The organism is Planctomycetota bacterium, from assembly GCA_039182125.1.
GTDB lineage: Bacteria > Planctomycetota > Phycisphaerae > Tepidisphaerales > Tepidisphaeraceae > JBCDCH01.
In genome coordinates this window covers 14,074-32,773 of record JBCDCH010000029.1, presented here as the reverse complement: position 1 = coordinate 32,773, position 18,700 = coordinate 14,074, and the positions used below count along the sequence as shown (strand labels likewise).

Below are 18,700 nucleotides of genomic sequence, written 5' to 3'. Positions count from 1 at the left end.
CATGCCCCTCAAGCTCGACAACTACGACGGCGTCGGCGTCTTCAGCATCAAAGGTGATCTCGTGACCGACGAGGTCGCCGGCCTGCGGGACAGCATCGAAGACATGATCGAACGCAAGGACGTGGTCGACTTCGTTTTCGACATGAACGGCTGCGAGTTCATCGACAGCGCCGGATTGGAAGCGCTTGCCTGGCTGCAGGGCCGCTGCGACGAACTGTTCGGTCGGCTCAAGCTGGTGTCGCCCGATCCGAACGTGACGAAGATCCTCGAAATGACCCGGCTGGCACCGCGTTTTGACATTTCCCACGAACTCAACACGGCCATCAAGAGCCTCCGCTAACGCGTTGATTCCAAGGGGAATCGGGCCGATACGTCAATCAGATGCCGGATGTCATCCAACGCAAACCGCTCGGGCAGCAGTTGGTCGATCGTGGGATCGTGTCCCAGGAAGATCTCGACACTGCGCTTGAGATTCAACAGCGCAGCGGGAATCAGCGCCTGCTCGGTGAGGTGGTCGTTGACGAGGGCATGGCCAGTGAGGGTGACGTACTCGCGATCATCGCGGAGGGGTACGGCGTCCCGTTCGCACAGGTGAACCCACGGCTGGCCGACCCGAAGGTCATCCCGGCGTTGCCCCGCGAAACGATCGAGCGACACGTCGTTTTACCGCTGTTCCTGGTTGACGATGTTCTCACCGTTGCCGTCACCGAACCGGCCAACGTGTTCCTTGTCGAAGAACTCGAACGCATCAGTGGCCATCGCGTGCAGGTCGTCGCCGCCACGGCCCATGACATCGAGGCGACGCTTCAGGCGTACATGCCCGATGGCGAGGCGTTCGTCATCGACGAGATCATCGACGACATCGACGAACAGGACTTCACGCTCGTCGAGAGCAAGAAGGACGACATCGCCGACCTCGAAGCGGCGGCGGGTGATTCGCCGGTCATCAAGCTCGTGAACTTCTGCGTGTACACGGCGGTGAAGGAAGGCGCGAGCGACATCCACATCGAGCCGCAAGAGCAGGGGCTGCGCATCCGCTTCCGTATCGACGGGCACTTGCACGAACGCCTGCGTCCGCCGCAGCGTTTGCAGGCGGCGGTGGTGAGCCGCATCAAGATCATGGCCGGCCTCGACATCGCCGAGCGCCGCCTTCCTCAGGACGGCGGCATCCACGTTCAGATGGACAAACGTCCGATCGACCTGCGCGTCAGCACGATGCCCGGCCGGCACGGCGAAAAGGTCGTCATCCGCGTCATCGACAACGAGAAAGCTCAGCACAACCTCGAGAAGCTCGGCTTCGGCTACGACATGCTCAAGCAGTGGCGTGAACTCATCGCCCAACCCAACGGCATCGTTCTTGTCACTGGGCCGACCGGTTCGGGTAAGTCGACCACGCTCTACGCCGCGCTTTCCGAAATCAACACCGAGGAACTCAACATCTCGACCGTCGAGGACCCCGTCGAGTACCACCTCGCGGGCATCAATCAGTTCCAGGTCAACGAGAAGGCGGGCTTCACGTTTCCGTCGGCTCTGCGAGCACTGCTGCGTCAGGACCCGGACGTGGTCATGGTCGGCGAGGTACGCGACGACGAGACCGCGCGGCTGGCAACGCAAGCGGCGCTCACCGGCCACCTCGTGTTCTCGACGCTGCACACCAACGACGCGGTCAGCGCGGCGACGCGTTTGTTCAACCTCGGCATCGAGCCGTACCTTGTTGGCGCGACACTCGGCGGCGTGCTCGCCCAGCGGCTGGTGCGGCGGCTCTGCGACAACTGCAAGAAGTCCGCGAAACTCACCAAGCCGATCGCCGAGCAGCTCGAAGGGCTCACCGGCAAAGTGCCCGATGAGATTTTCAAGCCTTGCGGCTGCGATGCGTGTCGCGACACCGGCTTTGCCGGGCGGCTCGGCATCTACGAACTGCTGCGTTCCAACGATCGCATTCTCGAAGCGATCACCAAAGGCATGAGCCTTGGCGACCTCCGCAAACTCGCCCATGGCAACGGCATGACGACGCTGCGTAAGGACGGTGCCGAGAAGGTCGTCAGTGGTGTCACGACGCTCGATGAAATCTTGCGTGTGACAACCTGACCAGCCGTGGCGTCGGGTCGCACGAGTCAACGCCGTGGTTTGATACACTCGGGTGCCCCCAGCCGGAGCAAACCGTGAAAATTCTTGTTCTTCTTTGCGTGCTCGTCGCGATCGCCGTCCCGATGTCGGTGGTTGGTGACTCCACCAACGACGCTGCCGTGCCGATGCTGCGTGTCGGCGTGTACGACACCCGCGCGATCGCCGTGGCCTACGCAGGATCGGACTTCAACGACGAACGCCTGCATCTCAAGATGCAGGAACACGCCCAGGCGAAGGCCGATGGTGATCAGGCCAAAGTCGGCGAGTTGGAATCGTGGGGCAAGACGCAGCAACGTCGACTGCATTATCAGGGCTTCGCCGCGGTGCCGGTCGATGATCTGCTCGAACCGGTGGCGGGGCAGCTGCCCAATGTCGCGGCCGAGGCGGGTGTTGACGTGATCGTCCCGTTCGTGACGTGGACCGGCAAGGGCGTGGAAATCGTCGATGTCACCGACGAACTCGTCGCGCTCTTTGAGCCGAACGAACAAACGAGCAAGTTCGTCGCGTCGATCCGCGAGACCGACCCGGTCCCGATCGAAGACCTCGAAGGCGCGCACGATCATTGAGCGAGCTTCCTCGTTCAAACGCGTTGCTCCGCAACGTGGTTCGTTACGAGAGCGCCGCAAGCTCCGCTTCGGCGGCGGCGAGTTCGTCGCGGGTCTGTTGGACGAGGTGGGCCGGGGCTTTGTCGGTGTAGCCCTTGTTCGCCAACCTGCCTTGCATCGCCTTGATCTTCCTTTCGAGTTCGGCCTTGCGTTTCGCGCCGGCGGCTTTGTCGATGACGCCCTCGACATACACCTCGCAGCCGGCCGCGGTGGTCTTGGCCGCGTCGGCGGGGGCGTTACCGAAGTTCACCGTGCAAGTCGCCCAAAGCTCGATCACGGACGCGTTGGCTTGCACCGCGTCGGACGCACCGGCGATGGTCACGGGATACTTCTTGCGCGGATCGGCGTTGTTTTCATTACGGACCGTGCGGATGGCGGTGGCGAGTTCCTGTAGCGTCGCGATGGTCGCCTCCGCTTCCTCGTCGATGGCGTCCGTGTTGCCGGTTGGCCAGGCCGCGAGCATGCAGCGCTCGCTCGGCGGCAGGTCGAACATGCCGGGGATGCCGCGTGACGGGGCGACATCGTTAAGCGCCCACCAAAGCTTCTCGGTAACGAACGGCGTGATCGGGCTGAGCAGCCGCAACGCCGCGTCGAGGCATGTCGAAAGGACGGCTCGCGTCGTCGCCGCGGTCGCTTCGTCACGCAGCGCCGGCTTCGCCGCCTCGATGTACCAGTCGCAGTAGTCGCGCCAGACGAAGTCGTAGATCGCCGTCGCGTAGCGGTCGAAGCGGTAGTTCTCGGCGGCGTCGTTGACCGCGTCGATGGTCTTGGCAAGTCGCGAGAGGATCCAGCGATCGACGGCGGAGAGCTCACCGACCGATGCGTCACCGTCGAGGTTGCCGATGACGAAGCGCGAGGCGTTCCACAGCTTATTGCAGAAGTTCCGGCCGAGGTCGAACTTGCTGGAGGTATTGCGGGCCAGCGGCATGTCGTCGGTCGGCGACGCCTCGCCGGACGCGAGGCCGTAGCTGCTGACCATCTTTTTGCCACCGTGTTCCTGAATCGGCGCGGCGACGGTGAAGCCGGCCTTGTTCGTGATTGTCTTTGGCTCGAACGTCTCGCCCGTGTGCGGGTCGACCATGTCCACCGGCATGCGGACGTCCTGCGTGTGCGTGGTCATCTGGCAGAGCGTGAAACGCATCGCGTCGGCCCCATGCGAATGGATGATGTCGAGTGGATCGACGCCATTGCCAAGGCTTTTCGACATCTTCTGCCCGTGCCCGTCCTGGATCATCGCGTGGATGAACACGTCATTGAACGGGAGGTCACCGCCACGGAAGTAGCGGTTGAACATGACCATCCGCCCGACCCAAAGCGTGATGATCTCACGCGCGGTGCAGAGGACGGTGGTGGGGTTCCACGCCTTCAGCTCGGCGGTATCGTCCGGCCAGCCAAGCGTCGAGATCGGCCAGAGGGCGGAGGAGAACCAGGTGTCGAGGACGTCGGGGTCGATCGTGTCAAAGCTGTGCAGAGCAAGTAATGCTTCCGCCGCTGTCTCCCTGACATGCGTGTTATGGTAAATCGGCCGATTGTCAGCGTCGTGTTCGGCGTACTGCGTTCGCTTGCCCACCTCCTGCGCAGCAAATGACCGCTTGTAGGCAATGAACCGTTGCAAGATACCGATCGCTTCGGAGTTTCGCGGGGTAACGCGAATCTTCGCGCCCAGAAAGTTGAAGTCGAAAACAAAGCAACCAGGTTGCCCTTCTGCTGCTGCGAGTTCCTCGAGACGGACCTTTGCTCGCTCGAACGCTCTGTATCTTCCCTCCTTGATTCCCGCGGCGGTATGAACGCCATCGATTCCACTTAGTTCAAGAGCAAATGTCCACACCGGAATCCGATGTCCCCACCAGAGCTGTCGGCTGATGCACCAGTCGCGGAGGTTGGCGTGCCAGGCGTGGTAGGTCTTGGCGTAGCGGTCAGGGATGAAGCTCAGTTGGTTGGTTGAGCGGCGACCGAAGGGAGCTTCGGGGGGAAGCTCCCTTTGGTCGCCGCTCAACGCCGTCAATGCGTAACCCGCAAGGCTGTTCTTCGGAATGTCGGTGCCTTCCACGTTGCCTTCCGACTCGCCGCCGATGGGCTTTTGCATGGCGACGTACCACTGGTCGCTCAGGTACGGCTCGACGGGGACGTGGCTGCGGTAGCTGTGGCCGACGGCGTGGGAGTAAGGGCGGACCTCGGCGAGCAGGCCGTTGTCCTTGAACCACTCGACGACGGCAGTGCGGGCGTCCTCGCGGCTCTTGCCGACGAACGCCTTCGCGGCGTCGGTTTCGGGCGTCCAGCCGTGGGCGTCGGAGATCGACGCGTCGGGGGCCATGATGTTGATGACGTCGAGGTCGTGCCGCTGGCCGATGTCCCAGTCGTTGGGGTCGTGGGCGGGGGTGACTTTCAGGAAGCCGCTGGCGTACTTGGCTTTGGGGTCGCTGCTTTCGGGGTCGGGGATGACGACATACTCGTCGCCGACGATCGGGATCTCGCGATCGACGATCGGCAGGCGGACTTTGCGGCCGATCAGGTGGGCGCGCTTCTCGTCCTTCGGGTTCACGGCAACGGCAGTGTCGCCGAGCATGGTTTCAGGGCGGGTGGTGGCGACGGTCACCGTCTCGTCTGAATCGACGAGGGGGTACTTCAGGTACCAGAAGCTGCCGTCGATGTCCTCCATCTCGACCTCGTCGTCGGCCAGCGCCGTTTGGGTGACGGGGTCCCAATTGACGAGCCGTTTGCCGCGGTAGATCAGGCCGTCCTTGAACAGCCGGAAGAACGCTTCGCGGACCGCCTTTGCCCGCTGCTCGTCCATCGTGAACGCGGTGCGGTCGAAGTCGCAGCTGCAGCCCATGGCCTTGAGCTGGCCGAGGATGGTTTGCTCGTACTCGTCCTTCCACGCCTGGATCTTGGCGACGAACTCGTCACGTTCGAAGTCGGTGCGACGCTTGCCTTCCTCGGCGAGGACGCGCTTCTCGACGACGGACTGCGTGGCGATGCCGGCGTGGTCGGTGCCGGGGAGCCAGACGGCGTTGAGCCCCCGCATGCGCGCCCGGCGGACGAGGATGTCCTGGATCGTGTTGTTGAGCGCGTGCCCGAGGTGCAGCGCCGCCGTGACGTTCGGCGGCGGGATGACCACGACGAACGACTCCCGGCTCGGGTCCGGCTCCGCGTGGAAGCAGTTCTCCTCGTTCCAGACCCGTGCAACGGCCGACTCGGTCGCCGCGGCGTCGTAGCTCTTGCTCAGTTCCATGAAGCCGCACTTTAGCCGGGGTCGGCGTAGCGGTACGCTCTGCTTATGGCGGGTAGCGAGAAAACGGGTGGTTTCGATCCCAACCAAGCGAACGCGTTGCTGTCGGCCGTTGCCCTCGGCGATCCGGATCTCGTGCGACGCTGCATCGATGCCGGGGCCGACTTGGACGAACAGGAACAGCACTGGCATGGTGGCCAGATTTACACGACTCCGTTGATCCGGGCCGTGCTCGACGGCCATCGGGAGATCGTTGAGCTGTTGCTTCACGCTGGGGCCGACCCCAATGCGCCGGGTGCCGCGTACGTCGAAGAGCTCACGCCGATGATCGCGGCTTGCAAGCTTGGCGATGTGGAAGTCATGCAGCGACTCCTCGACGCTGGTGCCGATCCCCATCAGAGAACGGCCGGCTTGAATGAGCACCGTCGGCAAGTGCTGCACGTCGCTGCCGAGCACGGGCAGGTTGGGGCGGTGCGTTGGCTGTTGGGGAAGAACGTGAAGCCGAGCGTGAAGGATTCGGAAAAGCAGACGCCCTTGCACTGTGCTGCGAAGGAGGGTCACGCCGACGTGGTGCGCGTTCTGCTCGAAGCCGGAGCCGATCCGCACGCGAAGGCGTACGACATCAACAAGCTGACGCCGCGACAGGCGGCCGAGCGTTGGAAAGGTTTGCGCTACTCCGACGATCGACGCCCGGCCCCGAGCAAGGCGGGCCTTCGGGAGGTGATTGATCTCCTCGGCGAAGCTGAGAAGGCGACGCCGAAGCGAGCGAAGAAGCAGGCGAAGAAGAAGGCCGCACCGGTGATTGAGCAGCGTTGGAAGGGCGCGGCGTACGAGTTGCCGATGCCGACGTTTGCAGAGCCGTGTCCGCAGGGGGCGGTAGACCTTCTGGAGGAGGCGCTGGGCGTCGAGGCGCGGACGTCCGACGAGGTTTCGAACATCCACTACTTCGTCGCCGGGGAAGACACGGCCAAGCGTGTCGTCGACGAGCAGCGCGACGCGATCGAAAGCCTCGGCTGTCGCGTGTTCATCGGCAACGGCCCGGCGGGATTCCAGATTCATCCAGACGCCCGTGTCATGCTGATCCCCTCGACCGACCTCGCCGAGGCGATCGGGCTGATGCAGTCGAACGGAGCCAACTACGAAGTCGGGCCCGGGCAAGTTTTCGCCGCGCTGCGACAGTTGCACGAGCTTCGGCCGTTTGTCCTATCGACGATCGACTACGACCTGATCGAGGGACGGTTCACCGGACGGGGCGGGAACAGTCGTGCGCTGGCCAAGTGGATGTACACGTTCTGTCCGGACATCGTCAACCAAGGCGTCGGCAGTGTCGCAGCGCTTGCGACAGCGCTCACGCACGGCGATCGGCTGTACTTCTGGTGGGATTGATCGGCCGCTCCCCGAGTTGGCAGGCCGTGCCTGCCCTACGGTCGGACATGAAACGCTACCTCGTGCTTTGCACTGGCAATCGATGTCGCTCGCAGATGGCGCATGGTTGGCTTGCGCATCTGGGCGGGGCGGGTGTCCACGTCGACTCGGCCGGAACGCATCCGAAGGGGGTGCATCCGGTTGCGGTTGAGGTGATGGCCGAGGTCGGTGTCGACATCAGCAAGCACACGTCGGACCACGTCGATCGGTATGCCGACGGTGAGTATGACGCGGTGATTACGGTGTGCGATTCGGCGAAGGAAGCGTGTCCGGTTTTTGCCGGGGCGAAGCGGACGGTGCATCGGGCGTTTACTGATCCGGATGCGGAGATGCCGGTGGATGAGCAGCGGGTGCTGTTTCGGGAGATCCGGGATGAGATCGGGGCGTGGGTGCGCAGGTTTCTGGCGGAGGAGCGGGCGGCTGCGCCGCGGCCGCAAAATGGGTGATTAGACCGCGTCTTCGAGGTCCATGGCGGGGGCGCTGCGGGCGGTGGCGGTGCCGCCGGTGACGTCGATCTTGGGCGGGGCATCGGGGAGCAGCCACTGGCCGCGGGCGTCGCCGATGTCGAGGTTGCGGAGCAGTCGGCGTTTGATGCGGGCGCGGATTTTGGGAAGGTCGGAGAGTTCGTCGAGCGAGATGAAGCCGCCGGCCTTGTGCTTGTGACCGCCGCCCTGGCCGATGTCACGGACGAGTTTGCGCATCAGTTCGCCGGCCGACCGGCCGCCGCCGGTGCGGAGCGAGAGCACGAGCCGGTCGGCGATGCCGTTGCCGTCTTCGTCATGCAATCCGGTGACTAGGACGGTTTCGACACCGTCGAGTCGGAGCAGGAAGTCGGCCATCACTGCGGGCTTCTCCAGCGTTTGCACCGGGCCGAGTGCCGAGACCATGCAGTTGCCGTAGCGGACGGCGTTGGTCATCGCGGCGGCGTAGCCGGCGAAGTACTCCTGGGGCAGCGCGACGTTGCGCATCTTGTACAACCGGCGCGTGTCGGCGGTGAGCGCGAGCGTGGAAAGGGCAAGGTTGTCCAACTCGCTCGGCGTCCCCGCGCTGCCGGCGAGGTCGGACTCGATCGCGTACAGCAAGACGGCCGAGAGGTCCGGCGGGATCACCTCGTCGAGCTCGGCGAAGTAACTGAACACGATGCTCGCGGTCGCGCCGATGTCCGGGCGGATGTCGCAGAACTTGGAGTCGGGGTTCTTGCGCCGCGAACGGTGGTGGTCAACGACGGCGACGGGCGAAACGTCGTCCGGCAGGGGGTTGGTGGGGAATGCCGGCTGGACGTCGCAGAGGATGGCGGCGTCGATGTCGTCGAACGACTCGGGCCATTTGTCGATGTCGAGCCGCGCGTGCTTGGAAAAGGCATCATTGAGCCCGCCGGGAATCTGGCCACGGACGCACATGCGGACGCGGGCATCGGGCATGCGTTTTTCGAGTAGATAGGTCAACCCCGCCGCCGAGCCGAGCGCGTCCGGGTCGGGGTGCATGTGGCAGCTGACGATGATGTTCTTCTTGCCCTCGACCGCCTTGAGCAGTTTGCGGGCACGGGGCTTTCCCTTCTGCGCACGCTCGGCCAGCTTGGCCGGCTCTTTCACCATCTCGACACAGGATTCGACGAACTTGGACATGGGTGCGAATGTCATCTTGAGCAAAGTCGAAGGATCTAGCTTCGGATGCCCAGCGGCTGAATCGTGCGGTCGGCTTTCGAGGCTAGATCCCTCGGCTGCGCTCAGAATGGCAGAACGCTCACACCTGCGTCGCGAGGCGTTTGCCTTCGCGGTGTTTCCAGCTGCTCTGGTGGTATGCGTAGCCGGCGATGAGCGGGACGGCGAGGGTGGCTTCGCTGAAGACCATCTGCTCGTGCACCGTATCGACCTTGCCCCAGCTACACGCTTCCTTAAGCGTGCTGCTTGAGAGGGCGCCGTCGCGGACGTCGGCGACGGTGACCTGGATGGCGTACTTGTGCAGCGTCGGCTCCTGGCCGAAGTAATCGGCGGCGACGGTGATGTCCTGGGCGAAGTTCTTCGGCACGCCGCCGCCGAGCATGAACAGGCCGGTGGTGCGGTTGAGCGATTTGATCTTGGAGAGTTCGTAGAAGTCGCCGCCGCCGTCGTGGGTCATGTACGGCTGGCCGGCGTCGCGGCGCTCCTTCTGGTGCCCAACCAAACCAAAGCCGGCCGAGCAGTCGTTGAGCGCGGGGATGTAGATCGGCACGTCACGCTGGAAAGCCGAGTGGATGATGCTGCGGCCGTCGCCCTTGACGCCGTGCTCGTCGAGGTGCTTCCCGAGCACGGCCATGAGCTCCCGGCTCGTATACGGCCGCGGTTCGAGTCCATCGAAGATCGCCTTGGTCGTGTCGTCGCTGACGCGTAGCTGCTCCTCGTCGATGAACGTGTCATAGATCCGGTCGATCATCAGCTCGCGGAGTGCCTGATCGTGGATGCCGGACTTGTACTCGTCGGGGGCGACGTAGTGGTTGAAGCCGAGGGCTTCGAAAAAGTCCTGGTCGACGATGTTCGCGCCCGTGGAGACGATGGCGTCGACCATGTGGTTGTCGATCAGGTCGGTGAAGACCTTCTTGAGCCCGGCCGAGACCATCGACCCGGCGATGCAGAGGATGATCGCGCAGTCGCGGTCGGCGAGCATGGTGTCGTAGATGTCGGCAGCCCGGGCGAGGTCGCGGGAGGTGAACGCCATGTGCCGCATCGCGTCGACGGTGGGTCGGCAGTCGTGGGCGGTGACGTCGATGTGCCGGATGGGCTCGGCGAGAATGTCAGCCTTGGGCGGCAGGTCGGCGGGGGTGGTGAAGCCCGAAACTTGTTGGTTTTGGCTCATGCGTGTGGTCCGTGTGAGGGCGTACAGTAGTCATCGTGAGCGAAACCGACCGCATCCTCAACGCCCGAAAGCGTCTGCTGCTCAAAGCCGAGCAGGCGTTCGGTGTTGAGGCGGTGACCTGGTCGGACACCACCGGTGGTGCCGGGTCGGCTTCGGGTGCGGATGACTCGACGTCCAGCCTGCCGCTGCCACGCGGGCCTCGGAAACAAGCCAAGCCCAAAGCGGAACCGCCACGTCCCAAACCCGTGGTCGATCTCTTCGGCAATTCGGTCACCGCAACGAAGGCCGATGCCACGCCGCCGGATGACCCGCTACCCGGCGAGCCGTTGCCTGTCGAGGAACGCGTTAAGCAACTGACCGTGCTCGACCAAACTCATGTGACCGGTTGCACCAAATGCGTGCTGCATGAGACGCGTACGCAGACCGTCTTCGGAGAAGGGGCACCCGATGCCCGGCTGATGTTCATCGGTGAAGGGCCGGGCCAAAACGAGGATGAAACCGGTCGTCCGTTCGTCGGTCGGGCCGGGCAGTTGCTCGACAAGATGATCGACGCGATGGGTTTGTCCCGGGAGTCGGTGTTCATCGCCAACGTCGTGAAGTGCCGACCGCCGAACAATCGGCAACCGACCGCCGACGAAACGGCCGCCTGCACACCCTACCTACTCGAACAGGTGCAACTGGTGCGGCCGGAGGTCATCGTCACGCTCGGCCTGCCCGCCTCGCGGTACATGCTCAACAGCAGCCTGTCGATGGGCAAGCTCCGCGGCCGATGGCACACATGGCGAGGCATCCAACTCATGCCGACCTACCACCCGGCATATGTGCTCCGCAGCTACAACGAGAAAACTCGACGCACCGTCTGGGGTGACTTGCAGATGGTGATGGAAGCACTCGGCTTGCAACTGCCGTCGTCTTCGTGACACGTCGGCGGGGATAATTTTCGGATGATTCTCGCGCGTAAATCCTCGCCTAACGGCGGCTAAGCGGGCCACAAAAAATTGAGCCGATCTTCGGTGTGGAAGCACGGCGAGAATGTCGTATGCTCGCCGCTCGCATCGATGGCTCCAAGCTGTTTTGGCGAGTCGCTATTCGAGCAAGTCGGCGTCCGGCGTGGTTGCATCGTGACCTCGTTCGGTGTGTGCTGAAGTCGTAGGGATCAACGTAGTTTCAGGGAGGTATTCATGGCCATGCCGCAGCGGAAACCGAGCGACGCCACGGTATCGACTGATCCGCGGGCACGCCGCCATGGTGCTTCGACGGACGCGGTTTATCCCATTCATCAGGAGATCCCCGCACACATGTCCGCACCGCACGCGAGCAGTTCCGCCAAGGCAGGTCGTCCGCTCGACGAGTCCACATGGCGTCGCATCCTCACGCAGGTCAAGATTCATCATCCGACGCTGAACCGGGCGTGGTTCGCCCAGCTTCGTCCGCTCGCCATCGACGGCGGGGTGATCGCGGTCCATTGCCAGGACATCGCCCAACTCAACTACCTCAACGGCAAGTGTGCCGAAGCCTTCAGCCACGCGGCACAAAACGTCACGCACCGGCTCCTGTCGGTCGTGTTCCACTGCGACACCAAGCCGACCGGCGGTGTGTTCGATCAGGCCGACGAGCCGATGCCGCTCTCGCCGGACCACACCTTCGAGAACTTCGTCGAAGGCCACAGCAACCGTTTCGCCTACGCTGCCGCGACCGCCGTCGGCGACGCGCCGGGGACCAACTACAACCCGCTGTTCGTCCACGGCATGCCCGGGCTCGGCAAGACGCACCTGCTCCAGGCCATCTGCCAAGCCATCCTCGCCAACCGCCCCGAGGCACGCATCGTGTACATCTCCTGCGAGGACTTCATCACGCAGTACATCAACGCCGTGGAGGCCGGCCAAATGACCGGCTTCCGGCATCGCTTCCGTCACGCGGACGTGCTCATCATCGACGACATTCACTTTCTCTCGGGCAAGGAGCAGACGCAGGAAGAGTTCTTCCACACGTTCAACTCGCTCTGGCAGGCGAAGAAGCAGATCGTCCTCAGCGCCGATGTCGCGCCCACCGAGATCCCCGACATCGAGGAGCGTCTCAGCAGCCGGTTCAACTGGGGCATCGTCGCCCGTATCGAGCGGCCGCACTTGGAGACCCGCATCGCCATCGTGAAGAAAAAGGCGCGGATGCGCGACATTGATCTCGGCCATGACGTGATCGAGTACATCGCCAACCGCTTCGAGAACAACACGCGTGAACTCGAAGGCGCGATCATGACCGTTGACGGCTACGCCCGTTCGGTGGAGCAGGAGCCGACGGTCGAACTTGCCAGGCACGCATTGGGCGAGCCGCCGGTCGAGCAGAGCACGTCGGTGACGATCGAGGCGATCAACGACGCGGTGTCGCGCTACTTCAACGTCAAGGTGCAGGAGCTTCAGGGTAAACGCCGTACCAAGTCGATCGCCTGGCCCCGGCAGATTTGCATGTTCCTGGCTCGCCGACACACCCGCTACAGCTACGCCGAGATCGGCGGTTTCTACGGCGGCCGCGACCACACCACCGTCATGCACGGCATCAAGAAAGTCACCGCCGCCCTTGAAGCCGGCGACGATACCGGCAAGGCGCTCGACCAGATCGAAGGTCGGTTCGTCAGCGGGAAGTAACCCGAACGGTCGGTCGTTCCGGCAAGTCGGCAGTTTCCCCCACGCGGCTGACCGGCTATGTTGCCCGTGCCCATGGCCACGACGCACGCCAACCCAACACCACTCGCTGATGCAGCGTCTTACGACGCGGCCGAAGCCATTTGCCGACGCCACGCCAAGTCGTTCCACTTCGCCAGCAAGTTTCTCAGCAAGCCCAAGCGACGTCATGCGTTTGCGGTGTACGCGTTTTGCCGCAGTGTGGATGACGCGGTTGACAGCGTCGGTGCCGACGACGCCAAACGTGAAAAACTCGCTGAGTTCGACGGCATTCTCGACGAGGTCTATGCCGGGCGTATGCCCTCGGCACTACGCGGCGAGCAACGCTGGGCGCTCGAAGCGTTCGGCCACACCGTCCAGGCCTGCGGCATCGAGCGCGCGCTCTTCGACGATTTGCTGACGGGCGTCCGCATGGATCTCGAACAGACCCGTTTTGCCGACTGGCAGGCGTTGGAGAAGTACTGTTACCACGTCGCCGGCGTCGTCGGGCTGATGATGTGCCGGGTGTTTGGCTTGGCCGACAAGACCGCCGAGCCCAACGCGATCGCGATGGGTAACGCGATGCAGTTGACCAACATCCTCCGTGACGTCGGCGAGGACTGGCAACGCGGCCGGCTGTACATCCCGCAGGACGAACTGGAGCGGTTCGGCGTCATGGAAAAGGACATCGCCGCCGGCCGGGTGACGCGTCCTTGGACCGAGTTGATGCAATACCAGATCGCGCGTGCCGAGCGGTTTTACCGGGAAGGTGCCAGCGGGATCGAAAAACTGCCCAACGACGGACCGCGCCGCACCGCTGCCGTGATGGCGGTGGTGTACGGCGGCATCCTCGACAAGATCGAGCAGAACGGGTTCGACGTGTTCAGCCAGCGTGCGGCCCTTTCGCTCCCCGAAAAAATCGCCCGCGTTCCAATGGCCAAGCGGCTGTGGAGTCGCCGGCCCTTCGAGCCGGTGCCGCAGATGTTCAAGCTCGTGACGCGTGGGATGGAGCCGTAGCCGTTGGCCGACAACATGCCGATGAGTTTACCGCTGCTGAACCGCGCCGCTGAGCCCGACGGTTGGCATGACGTGCGTTCGCCGGGCGGATACGAGTGGTGGTACTTCGACGCCGAATCCGACGACGGTGACACGCAAGTCGTGGCCATCTTCCTGCAAGGGTTCATCTTCCACCCCGGTTACCTCCGGCACCATGGCAGGTTCACCCGCCGACCAACGAAGGTGCATCCGCCGCTGCCGAGTGATGCGTTGTGTGCGTACTTGATCGTGTATCGGGGCGGGAAGATCTGGAAGCAGTTTCTCACGCAGTACCCCGCCGAAGCGCTCACCGCGACGCCGAGCGGCCCGACGATGTCGATCGGTGCCAACACGCTCACGCCGACCGGCACCGGGCTTGATTTGCACTTGACCGGCACGCCTTGGAAGCTCACCGGTCGAGGGCCGCAGCTGCAAACGGACGAGACGCTCGAAGCCAATCTCAGCTTCGACCGCACCCACCCGCATCGGCCGATGAACCGGATTTTTCTGTCGCAGGCAATGACCGGGGCCGAGCATCATTGGGTGTTGGCCGATCCGCGGTGCAACGTGAGCGGCGCGATCACTTGCGGCGGTGAGACGATCGTGTTCACGGGCCGTGGCTACCACGATCACAACTACGGCACGGCTCCCATCGGCCCGGGACTCAAGCATTGGGTATGGGGGCGCAGCCTCGACGAGGCCGGCGTGACGACGTTCCACTACGCCGTACCGAAAGACCGCACGCTACCCAACGAGCTGCACGTCGTGAGGGCCGATGACACCGGCGTGCGTGAACTCGAACCGCGCTGTCGTATCGACTGGTCGAAACGGAACCTCACCGGCTTGCGCTACCCGGCCGAGATCGAACTGCAGGAACTGCTGCACCTGCGTAATCCCAAGCTCGTCGATGACGCGCCGTTCTACATGCGGGCCGTTTACGAGAACGCGCTCGGCGGGCGGGCGTTTTGCGAGATTGCATACCCACACCGCCTCCGTTGGCCCATCCTCGGTCGCATGATCGAGATGAGCATCGACAAGCGGCCGTTGCGAGGATGATTCATGCAGGATTCCCTGAAAACGAGCCAAGTCATTACCGCCGCGTTGATCGGCGGCGTGGTGGTGTTCACCGCCGTGTTCATGTTCATCGGCGCGGAGCCTACCGAGGAGCCGCTGATCTCCTGGCTGGCGATCGGCTTCGTCGTCCTTGCGGTGGTGGGACACCAGATCGTTCCGGTCCTGGTGACACCCGGCCCGCCCGACGGCCAGAAATACTTCATCCGCAGTCTGTTTCGCGCCGCCATCCTCGAAGGAGCGGCACTGTTCAACGGCGTCGCGTATCTCCTCGAAGGGCAAACGCTCAACCTCGCCGCCATCGGCGTCTTGGTCGGCCTGATGCTCATCGGTTTTCCGACCCGCACCAAGTTCGCAACCTACATCGGCGACGAAACGCTCTGACCGGTCACTCGGCCGGCTCCGTGGCCGGCACGGTCGGCTCGGCCGGGATCTCGGTGAGGCGGTAGAGGCGACCGGTGCGGCCCAGCGGATGGAACTGGCCGCGCTTCTCTCTCAGCTCGCCGACGTCGAGGATGTAGAGCGCGCCGTCGAGACTCCGCACGGCAATGGGATGCTCGAGCGCATCACTCACACCATTGATCAGGCTCGACGGCTGTCGGCGGGTGTTGTAGACGAAGTCGCTGGTTCGGCGGAAGTCCGGCTCCACGCGAACCACCTTGCCCGCGAGCGTGCTGAAATCGATCTCGCCCACCAGCGGCACGATCAAGTCATCGCGATACGGGCGAAACACCTCGGTGTCCGGCGGGAAGTCGAGCTTGGCCGGGGTCGCGGTGGGGGGAAAGACACCACGTAGGAGCGTATCGCGATCCGGTGCGAGCAGGTCGGAATCGTCGTGGTCGATCAACGGTGCGAGTTCGGGGTAGCCGGTCGCGGCGAGCATGGAGGTGGGCGGTGCGAAGGCCGGATCGGTGATCGGCCTCAGATCGGCCGAGTAGTCCGGCCAGCCGAACCAAGTGCCGCCGTTCTCGCTCATCGTAGTCCCCAGCGGCACGCGGTAGACCGCGTCGGGGTCGTCGGCGACGGGCCGGGTGCCACGCAACTCCATGCCGCGGTTGGAGACGAACAGGTTGCCGAAGTCGTTGAACGTGAGTCCGACGGGGTTTCGGATACCGTGGGCTTCGACGCGCAGGTCGCCGCCGGTGGGACTGATGGAGTAGATGGCGGCGGTGGGCTTGCCGTCGACGGCGGCGTCGGCGGATTGGGCCGACTCGCCGAAGGGCACGAACGGTCCGGTCACCGCGACATCGTTGCCTCGGAACCAGCCAGCGTCGGGGTTGTCGGTGTCGAAGCGGTAGCCGCGTAGCCGCAGGTCGGTGGCCGGCTTGTCGTGGAACGTGCGATGCTGGGCGACCCAGCCGAGCTTCCAGTCGTCGAGCCCGACGACGCCGCTGTTGGTCGCCGAGCCGACGCCGAAGTAGAGCCGGCCGCTCGTCGGATGGACCGCGAGGTCGGTGATGGAATGCTCTCCGGCGGTCGGTATGTCCGCGACCACGGTCATCAGCGTGTAGTCACGCATGTCCAACGCCGTGACGACGCCGAGATCACGCTCGTCGCGGTGCGTGATGAACAGCTTGTTGCCCAGCAGCAGCAGCCCGCCGATCGGGCCGCGAATCCGGCGGGGGTCGTTGATCTTCTCGAGGAAGTCGGGGATGAGCGGGTTGCGGCGTGGGTAGAGCGTGTCGGTCGTGCCATCGAAGCGGTAGAGCCGAAGCACCGGGTCACCGCCTTGGGCGAGTCCGTTCTCAGCGACGACAATGCCGTTGTCCGCGAACGCGATCGCCGTTGGCGCGCGGAGGTTCTCGGCGGCCACTTCGAGCCGCATCCCTGGCGGGTACTCCACGTCGCGCCGATCGACGAACCGCCCCTCGCCGACGGGTGTCAGCATCGGCGCCGTCGCGCAACCGGTGAGCGCTACGAAGGCTGGAGTCACGACGGCACACGCGATGATCATCCTTGTCAGGCGTGGGATCACACAAAGCTTCATCCTGGGCTTCACGGACGCCAAGGTACCGGGCTGGGCCGGGCCGTGGCAAGTTGCGAAGATCGTGCCAGGTTGCGTGTCTCGTCGAAGGGCAAAGTTCTTATCGTGATGGTCATGGGCATGCAGACGGCGGAGCCGTGCGAACAATGCGGGTATGACCTGCGGGGTAGCGACGATGCGACGCCGTGCCCGGAGTGCGGGACAAGCCGGGGTGACCTTGCCGAACGTCGCCGTCTGCTGCGCCGTGATTGGCCATGGTGCGGTTGCGTGCTGTTGGGGTTGATACTCGTGGCCATCGGCAGCTTCGCCGCGATCGACGTCGTGGGCCTGGGCAACTTCGGATCGACGTTTTACGGTTGGCGTGGGCGGTACACCGGCTTTTCGACGGCGGTGGGCGTGCCCGGGCCAAGGCCGTTCGCGCTGTCGATGCTGCAAAGGTCGATCGGCGACGCACCCGGGCCGCTGGGCATGCGTGGCATCATCGCGACGACGCTCACCATCGCCGGCTTGTTGCTGGTGACGGCGAAGCCGATCGGCGAGCAGGGCGGTGTGTTTCGCAAGCTCGTTCGCTGGGTCAGCGTTGTGCTGATCGGCATTGCATTTGGGCACTTCGCGTCCGCCAACGGCATCAGCTACTACGGCAGCGACGGTCGGCTAGGTCGGTTGGTGCCGGTGTTGTTGGGCGGGCTCGATTTTCCGCTGGCGGTGTTGTTTTGGCTTTACCTGATTCGCGTCGCAGGGCGGTTGGTCGACGAGCCGCTGCGGGTGGCGACGACGCGGACGGCGTGGCTGACGATCGTCGCCATGGCAGGCGTGGTCGGGCTCAACGTCGTCCTGCCCGCGGCGGTCGATTGGCAGTTCCAACGCGACACGCAGCTCAACAGCGGCGCGGGCATGTCGGCTGCAGGCGTGGCCGTCGTCGCCGCGGTGGCGGGCATCGTCGGATGGGTCGTGGTCGGCGGGCTGGTGTTGCGGTTGATCGTGGTTCTGCGGCTGCCAAGGCTCGTCGGTGCGTGGATCACGCGTTGGCCGATCGGCGTGTCGGTCGCCACACGGAGACGGTTGGGCGGCGTGCTATTGGTTCTCGCCGTGGTGCCGGCTTTCGACACGGTGTTCCGCACCGACTTTCGCGAAGGGCTCTGGACGAATCTGCCGCTGATCAACTTTCCCGGCCCGAAGCTTTGGGCGGGTCCACTGCTGGGCGGTTGGGCGTATGACCACTGGAGCGGGAGCAGCCTACCCAGTCGAACGCTGCCGCTGTTGCTGAGCGTGGTGGGAGCTTGGTTGTTGACCGAGCCGTCGGACACGGACGAGCGCCACAGTCTGCGGCGGTTGGCGGCGCGGTGGTGGGCGGTGGCCGGGTTTGGCGTTGCGTTCGTCTTGCGCAACAGTCCGCCGCTGCTGGACTCCACGGACCCACGCTCGGCCATCACGCTGCAAAACGTCATCGCCTACGAACTGCCGGCGACAGTCCTGTTGTTCGTCTGGCTCGGACGCGCGGAGCGCGGGTGGAATGTGCTTGCGGCAATTGTCGGTGTGCTGATCGTGCTACCGCAGGCCGCGTTTGCGTTGTCGGGTCGGATGTGGGGTCGGTGGGACGATCCGGCCGCGGTCGTGTCGGCATGCTTGTACGGCGCCGTGGCGACGGTGATCGCGGCGGTCGTGGGGCAGCGTCTCATGAGGAGCGGCCCTCGGGTGTCACCGAGGGCCGCCGGTCAAACGTTGACGCATTGAC

General features: G+C 64.2%; 15 protein-coding genes. 11 read left to right on the top strand and 4 right to left on the bottom strand.

Annotation, left to right across the window (positions count from 1 at the left end; translation table 11 throughout):
- Nucleotide 1 precedes the first annotated feature (1 nt).
- The 3 genes from AAGD32_09510 (at nt 2) to AAGD32_09500 (ending at nt 2,693) form a co-directional block, all read left to right on the top strand.
- Nucleotides 2-340 (top strand): STAS domain-containing protein, encoded by a 339-nt coding sequence (locus AAGD32_09510; protein MEM8874484.1) that lies wholly within the window; start codon nt 2-4, stop codon nt 338-340.
- Nucleotides 341-381: 41 nt separating this feature from the next.
- Nucleotides 382-2,088, top strand: a complete 1,707-nt coding sequence (locus AAGD32_09505; GenBank protein MEM8874483.1) for a GspE/PulE family protein — start codon at nt 382-384, stop codon at nt 2,086-2,088.
- 74 nt (nt 2,089-2,162) lie between these two features.
- The gene (locus AAGD32_09500; protein ID MEM8874482.1) at nt 2,163-2,693 is read left to right on the top strand and encodes a hypothetical protein; all 531 of its coding nucleotides are present in this window, start codon (nt 2,163-2,165) and stop codon (nt 2,691-2,693) included.
- A gap of 43 nt (nt 2,694-2,736) precedes the next feature.
- On the opposite strand, the gene AAGD32_09495 is transcribed toward AAGD32_09500, so the two are convergent.
- Nucleotides 2,737-5,964, bottom strand: coding sequence for a valine--tRNA ligase (locus tag AAGD32_09495; protein MEM8874481.1), 3,228 nt, complete (start codon nt 5,962-5,964; stop codon nt 2,737-2,739).
- Between the two features lie 45 nt (nt 5,965-6,009).
- Between AAGD32_09495 and AAGD32_09490 the strand changes: the two genes are divergently transcribed.
- Nucleotides 6,010-7,347: an ankyrin repeat domain-containing protein gene (locus AAGD32_09490; GenBank protein ID MEM8874480.1), complete on the top strand. Its 1,338-nt coding sequence runs from the start codon at nt 6,010-6,012 to the stop codon at nt 7,345-7,347.
- Between the two features lie 47 nt (nt 7,348-7,394).
- The gene (locus AAGD32_09485) at nt 7,395-7,832 is read left to right on the top strand and encodes an arsenate reductase ArsC (GenBank protein ID MEM8874479.1); all 438 of its coding nucleotides are present in this window, start codon (nt 7,395-7,397) and stop codon (nt 7,830-7,832) included.
- Here the strand turns inward: AAGD32_09485 and AAGD32_09480 are convergent, their stop codons facing one another.
- Nucleotides 7,833-9,011, bottom strand: coding sequence for a DHH family phosphoesterase (locus AAGD32_09480; GenBank protein ID MEM8874478.1), 1,179 nt, complete (start codon nt 9,009-9,011; stop codon nt 7,833-7,835). It lies immediately after the preceding gene.
- A gap of 118 nt (nt 9,012-9,129) precedes the next feature.
- Complete coding sequence (locus tag AAGD32_09475) at nt 9,130-10,173, bottom strand: deoxyhypusine synthase (GenBank protein MEM8874477.1); 1,044 nt, start codon at nt 10,171-10,173, stop codon at nt 9,130-9,132.
- Between the two features lie 371 nt (nt 10,174-10,544).
- Here AAGD32_09475 and AAGD32_09470 point away from each other — a divergent pair, with 371 nt between their 5' ends.
- The 5 genes from AAGD32_09470 (at nt 10,545) to AAGD32_09450 (ending at nt 15,365) form a co-directional block, all read left to right on the top strand.
- Nucleotides 10,545-11,138 carry a uracil-DNA glycosylase gene (locus AAGD32_09470; protein ID MEM8874476.1) on the top strand — a complete coding sequence of 198 codons (594 nt, stop codon included), beginning with the start codon at nt 10,545-10,547 and terminating at the stop codon, nt 11,136-11,138.
- A 378-nt stretch (nt 11,139-11,516) separates the two neighbouring features.
- A complete protein-coding gene (gene dnaA, locus AAGD32_09465; GenBank protein MEM8874475.1) occupies nt 11,517-12,860 on the top strand; it encodes a chromosomal replication initiator protein DnaA in 1,344 nt (447 codons plus the stop codon).
- A gap of 72 nt (nt 12,861-12,932) precedes the next feature.
- Nucleotides 12,933-13,892, top strand: a complete 960-nt coding sequence (locus AAGD32_09460; protein MEM8874474.1) for a phytoene/squalene synthase family protein — start codon at nt 12,933-12,935, stop codon at nt 13,890-13,892.
- A 21-nt stretch (nt 13,893-13,913) separates the two neighbouring features.
- Entirely contained in the window at nt 13,914-14,966 is a 1,053-nt protein-coding gene (locus AAGD32_09455; protein ID MEM8874473.1) for a hypothetical protein, read from the top strand.
- Between the two features lie 3 nt (nt 14,967-14,969).
- Nucleotides 14,970-15,365, top strand: a complete 396-nt coding sequence (locus AAGD32_09450; protein MEM8874472.1) for a hypothetical protein — start codon at nt 14,970-14,972, stop codon at nt 15,363-15,365.
- 4 nt (nt 15,366-15,369) lie between these two features.
- Here the strand turns inward: AAGD32_09450 and AAGD32_09445 are convergent, their stop codons facing one another.
- Nucleotides 15,370-16,869 (bottom strand): hypothetical protein, encoded by a 1,500-nt coding sequence (locus AAGD32_09445; GenBank protein MEM8874471.1) that lies wholly within the window; start codon nt 16,867-16,869, stop codon nt 15,370-15,372.
- A 210-nt stretch (nt 16,870-17,079) separates the two neighbouring features.
- Between AAGD32_09445 and AAGD32_09440 the strand changes: the two genes are divergently transcribed.
- On the top strand, nt 17,080-18,699 hold the full coding sequence (locus AAGD32_09440; GenBank protein ID MEM8874470.1) for a hypothetical protein: 1,620 nt from the start codon (nt 17,080-17,082) through the stop codon (nt 18,697-18,699).
- Nucleotide 18,700: the final 1 nt, after the last annotated feature.

Coding starts and splice junctions, on each gene's coding strand:
- AAGD32_09495 (MEM8874481.1), bottom strand. CDS start 5,964: ATGGAACTGAGCAAGAGCTACGACGCCGCGGCGACCGAGTCGGCCGTT.
- AAGD32_09460 (MEM8874474.1), top strand. CDS start 12,933: ATGGCCACGACGCACGCCAACCCAACACCACTCGCTGATGCAGCGTCT.
- AAGD32_09480 (MEM8874478.1), bottom strand. CDS start 9,011: ATGTCCAAGTTCGTCGAATCCTGTGTCGAGATGGTGAAAGAGCCGGCC.
- AAGD32_09450 (MEM8874472.1), top strand. CDS start 14,970: ATGCAGGATTCCCTGAAAACGAGCCAAGTCATTACCGCCGCGTTGATC.
- AAGD32_09505 (MEM8874483.1), top strand. CDS start 382: ATGCCGGATGTCATCCAACGCAAACCGCTCGGGCAGCAGTTGGTCGAT.
- AAGD32_09440 (MEM8874470.1), top strand. CDS start 17,080: ATGGGCATGCAGACGGCGGAGCCGTGCGAACAATGCGGGTATGACCTG.
- AAGD32_09455 (MEM8874473.1), top strand. CDS start 13,914: ATGAGTTTACCGCTGCTGAACCGCGCCGCTGAGCCCGACGGTTGGCAT.
- AAGD32_09490 (MEM8874480.1), top strand. CDS start 6,010: ATGGCGGGTAGCGAGAAAACGGGTGGTTTCGATCCCAACCAAGCGAAC.
- AAGD32_09445 (MEM8874471.1), bottom strand. CDS start 16,869: ATGCTGACACCCGTCGGCGAGGGGCGGTTCGTCGATCGGCGCGACGTG.
- dnaA (MEM8874475.1), top strand. CDS start 11,517: ATGTCCGCACCGCACGCGAGCAGTTCCGCCAAGGCAGGTCGTCCGCTC.
- AAGD32_09510 (MEM8874484.1), top strand. CDS start 2: ATGCCCCTCAAGCTCGACAACTACGACGGCGTCGGCGTCTTCAGCATC.
- AAGD32_09485 (MEM8874479.1), top strand. CDS start 7,395: ATGAAACGCTACCTCGTGCTTTGCACTGGCAATCGATGTCGCTCGCAG.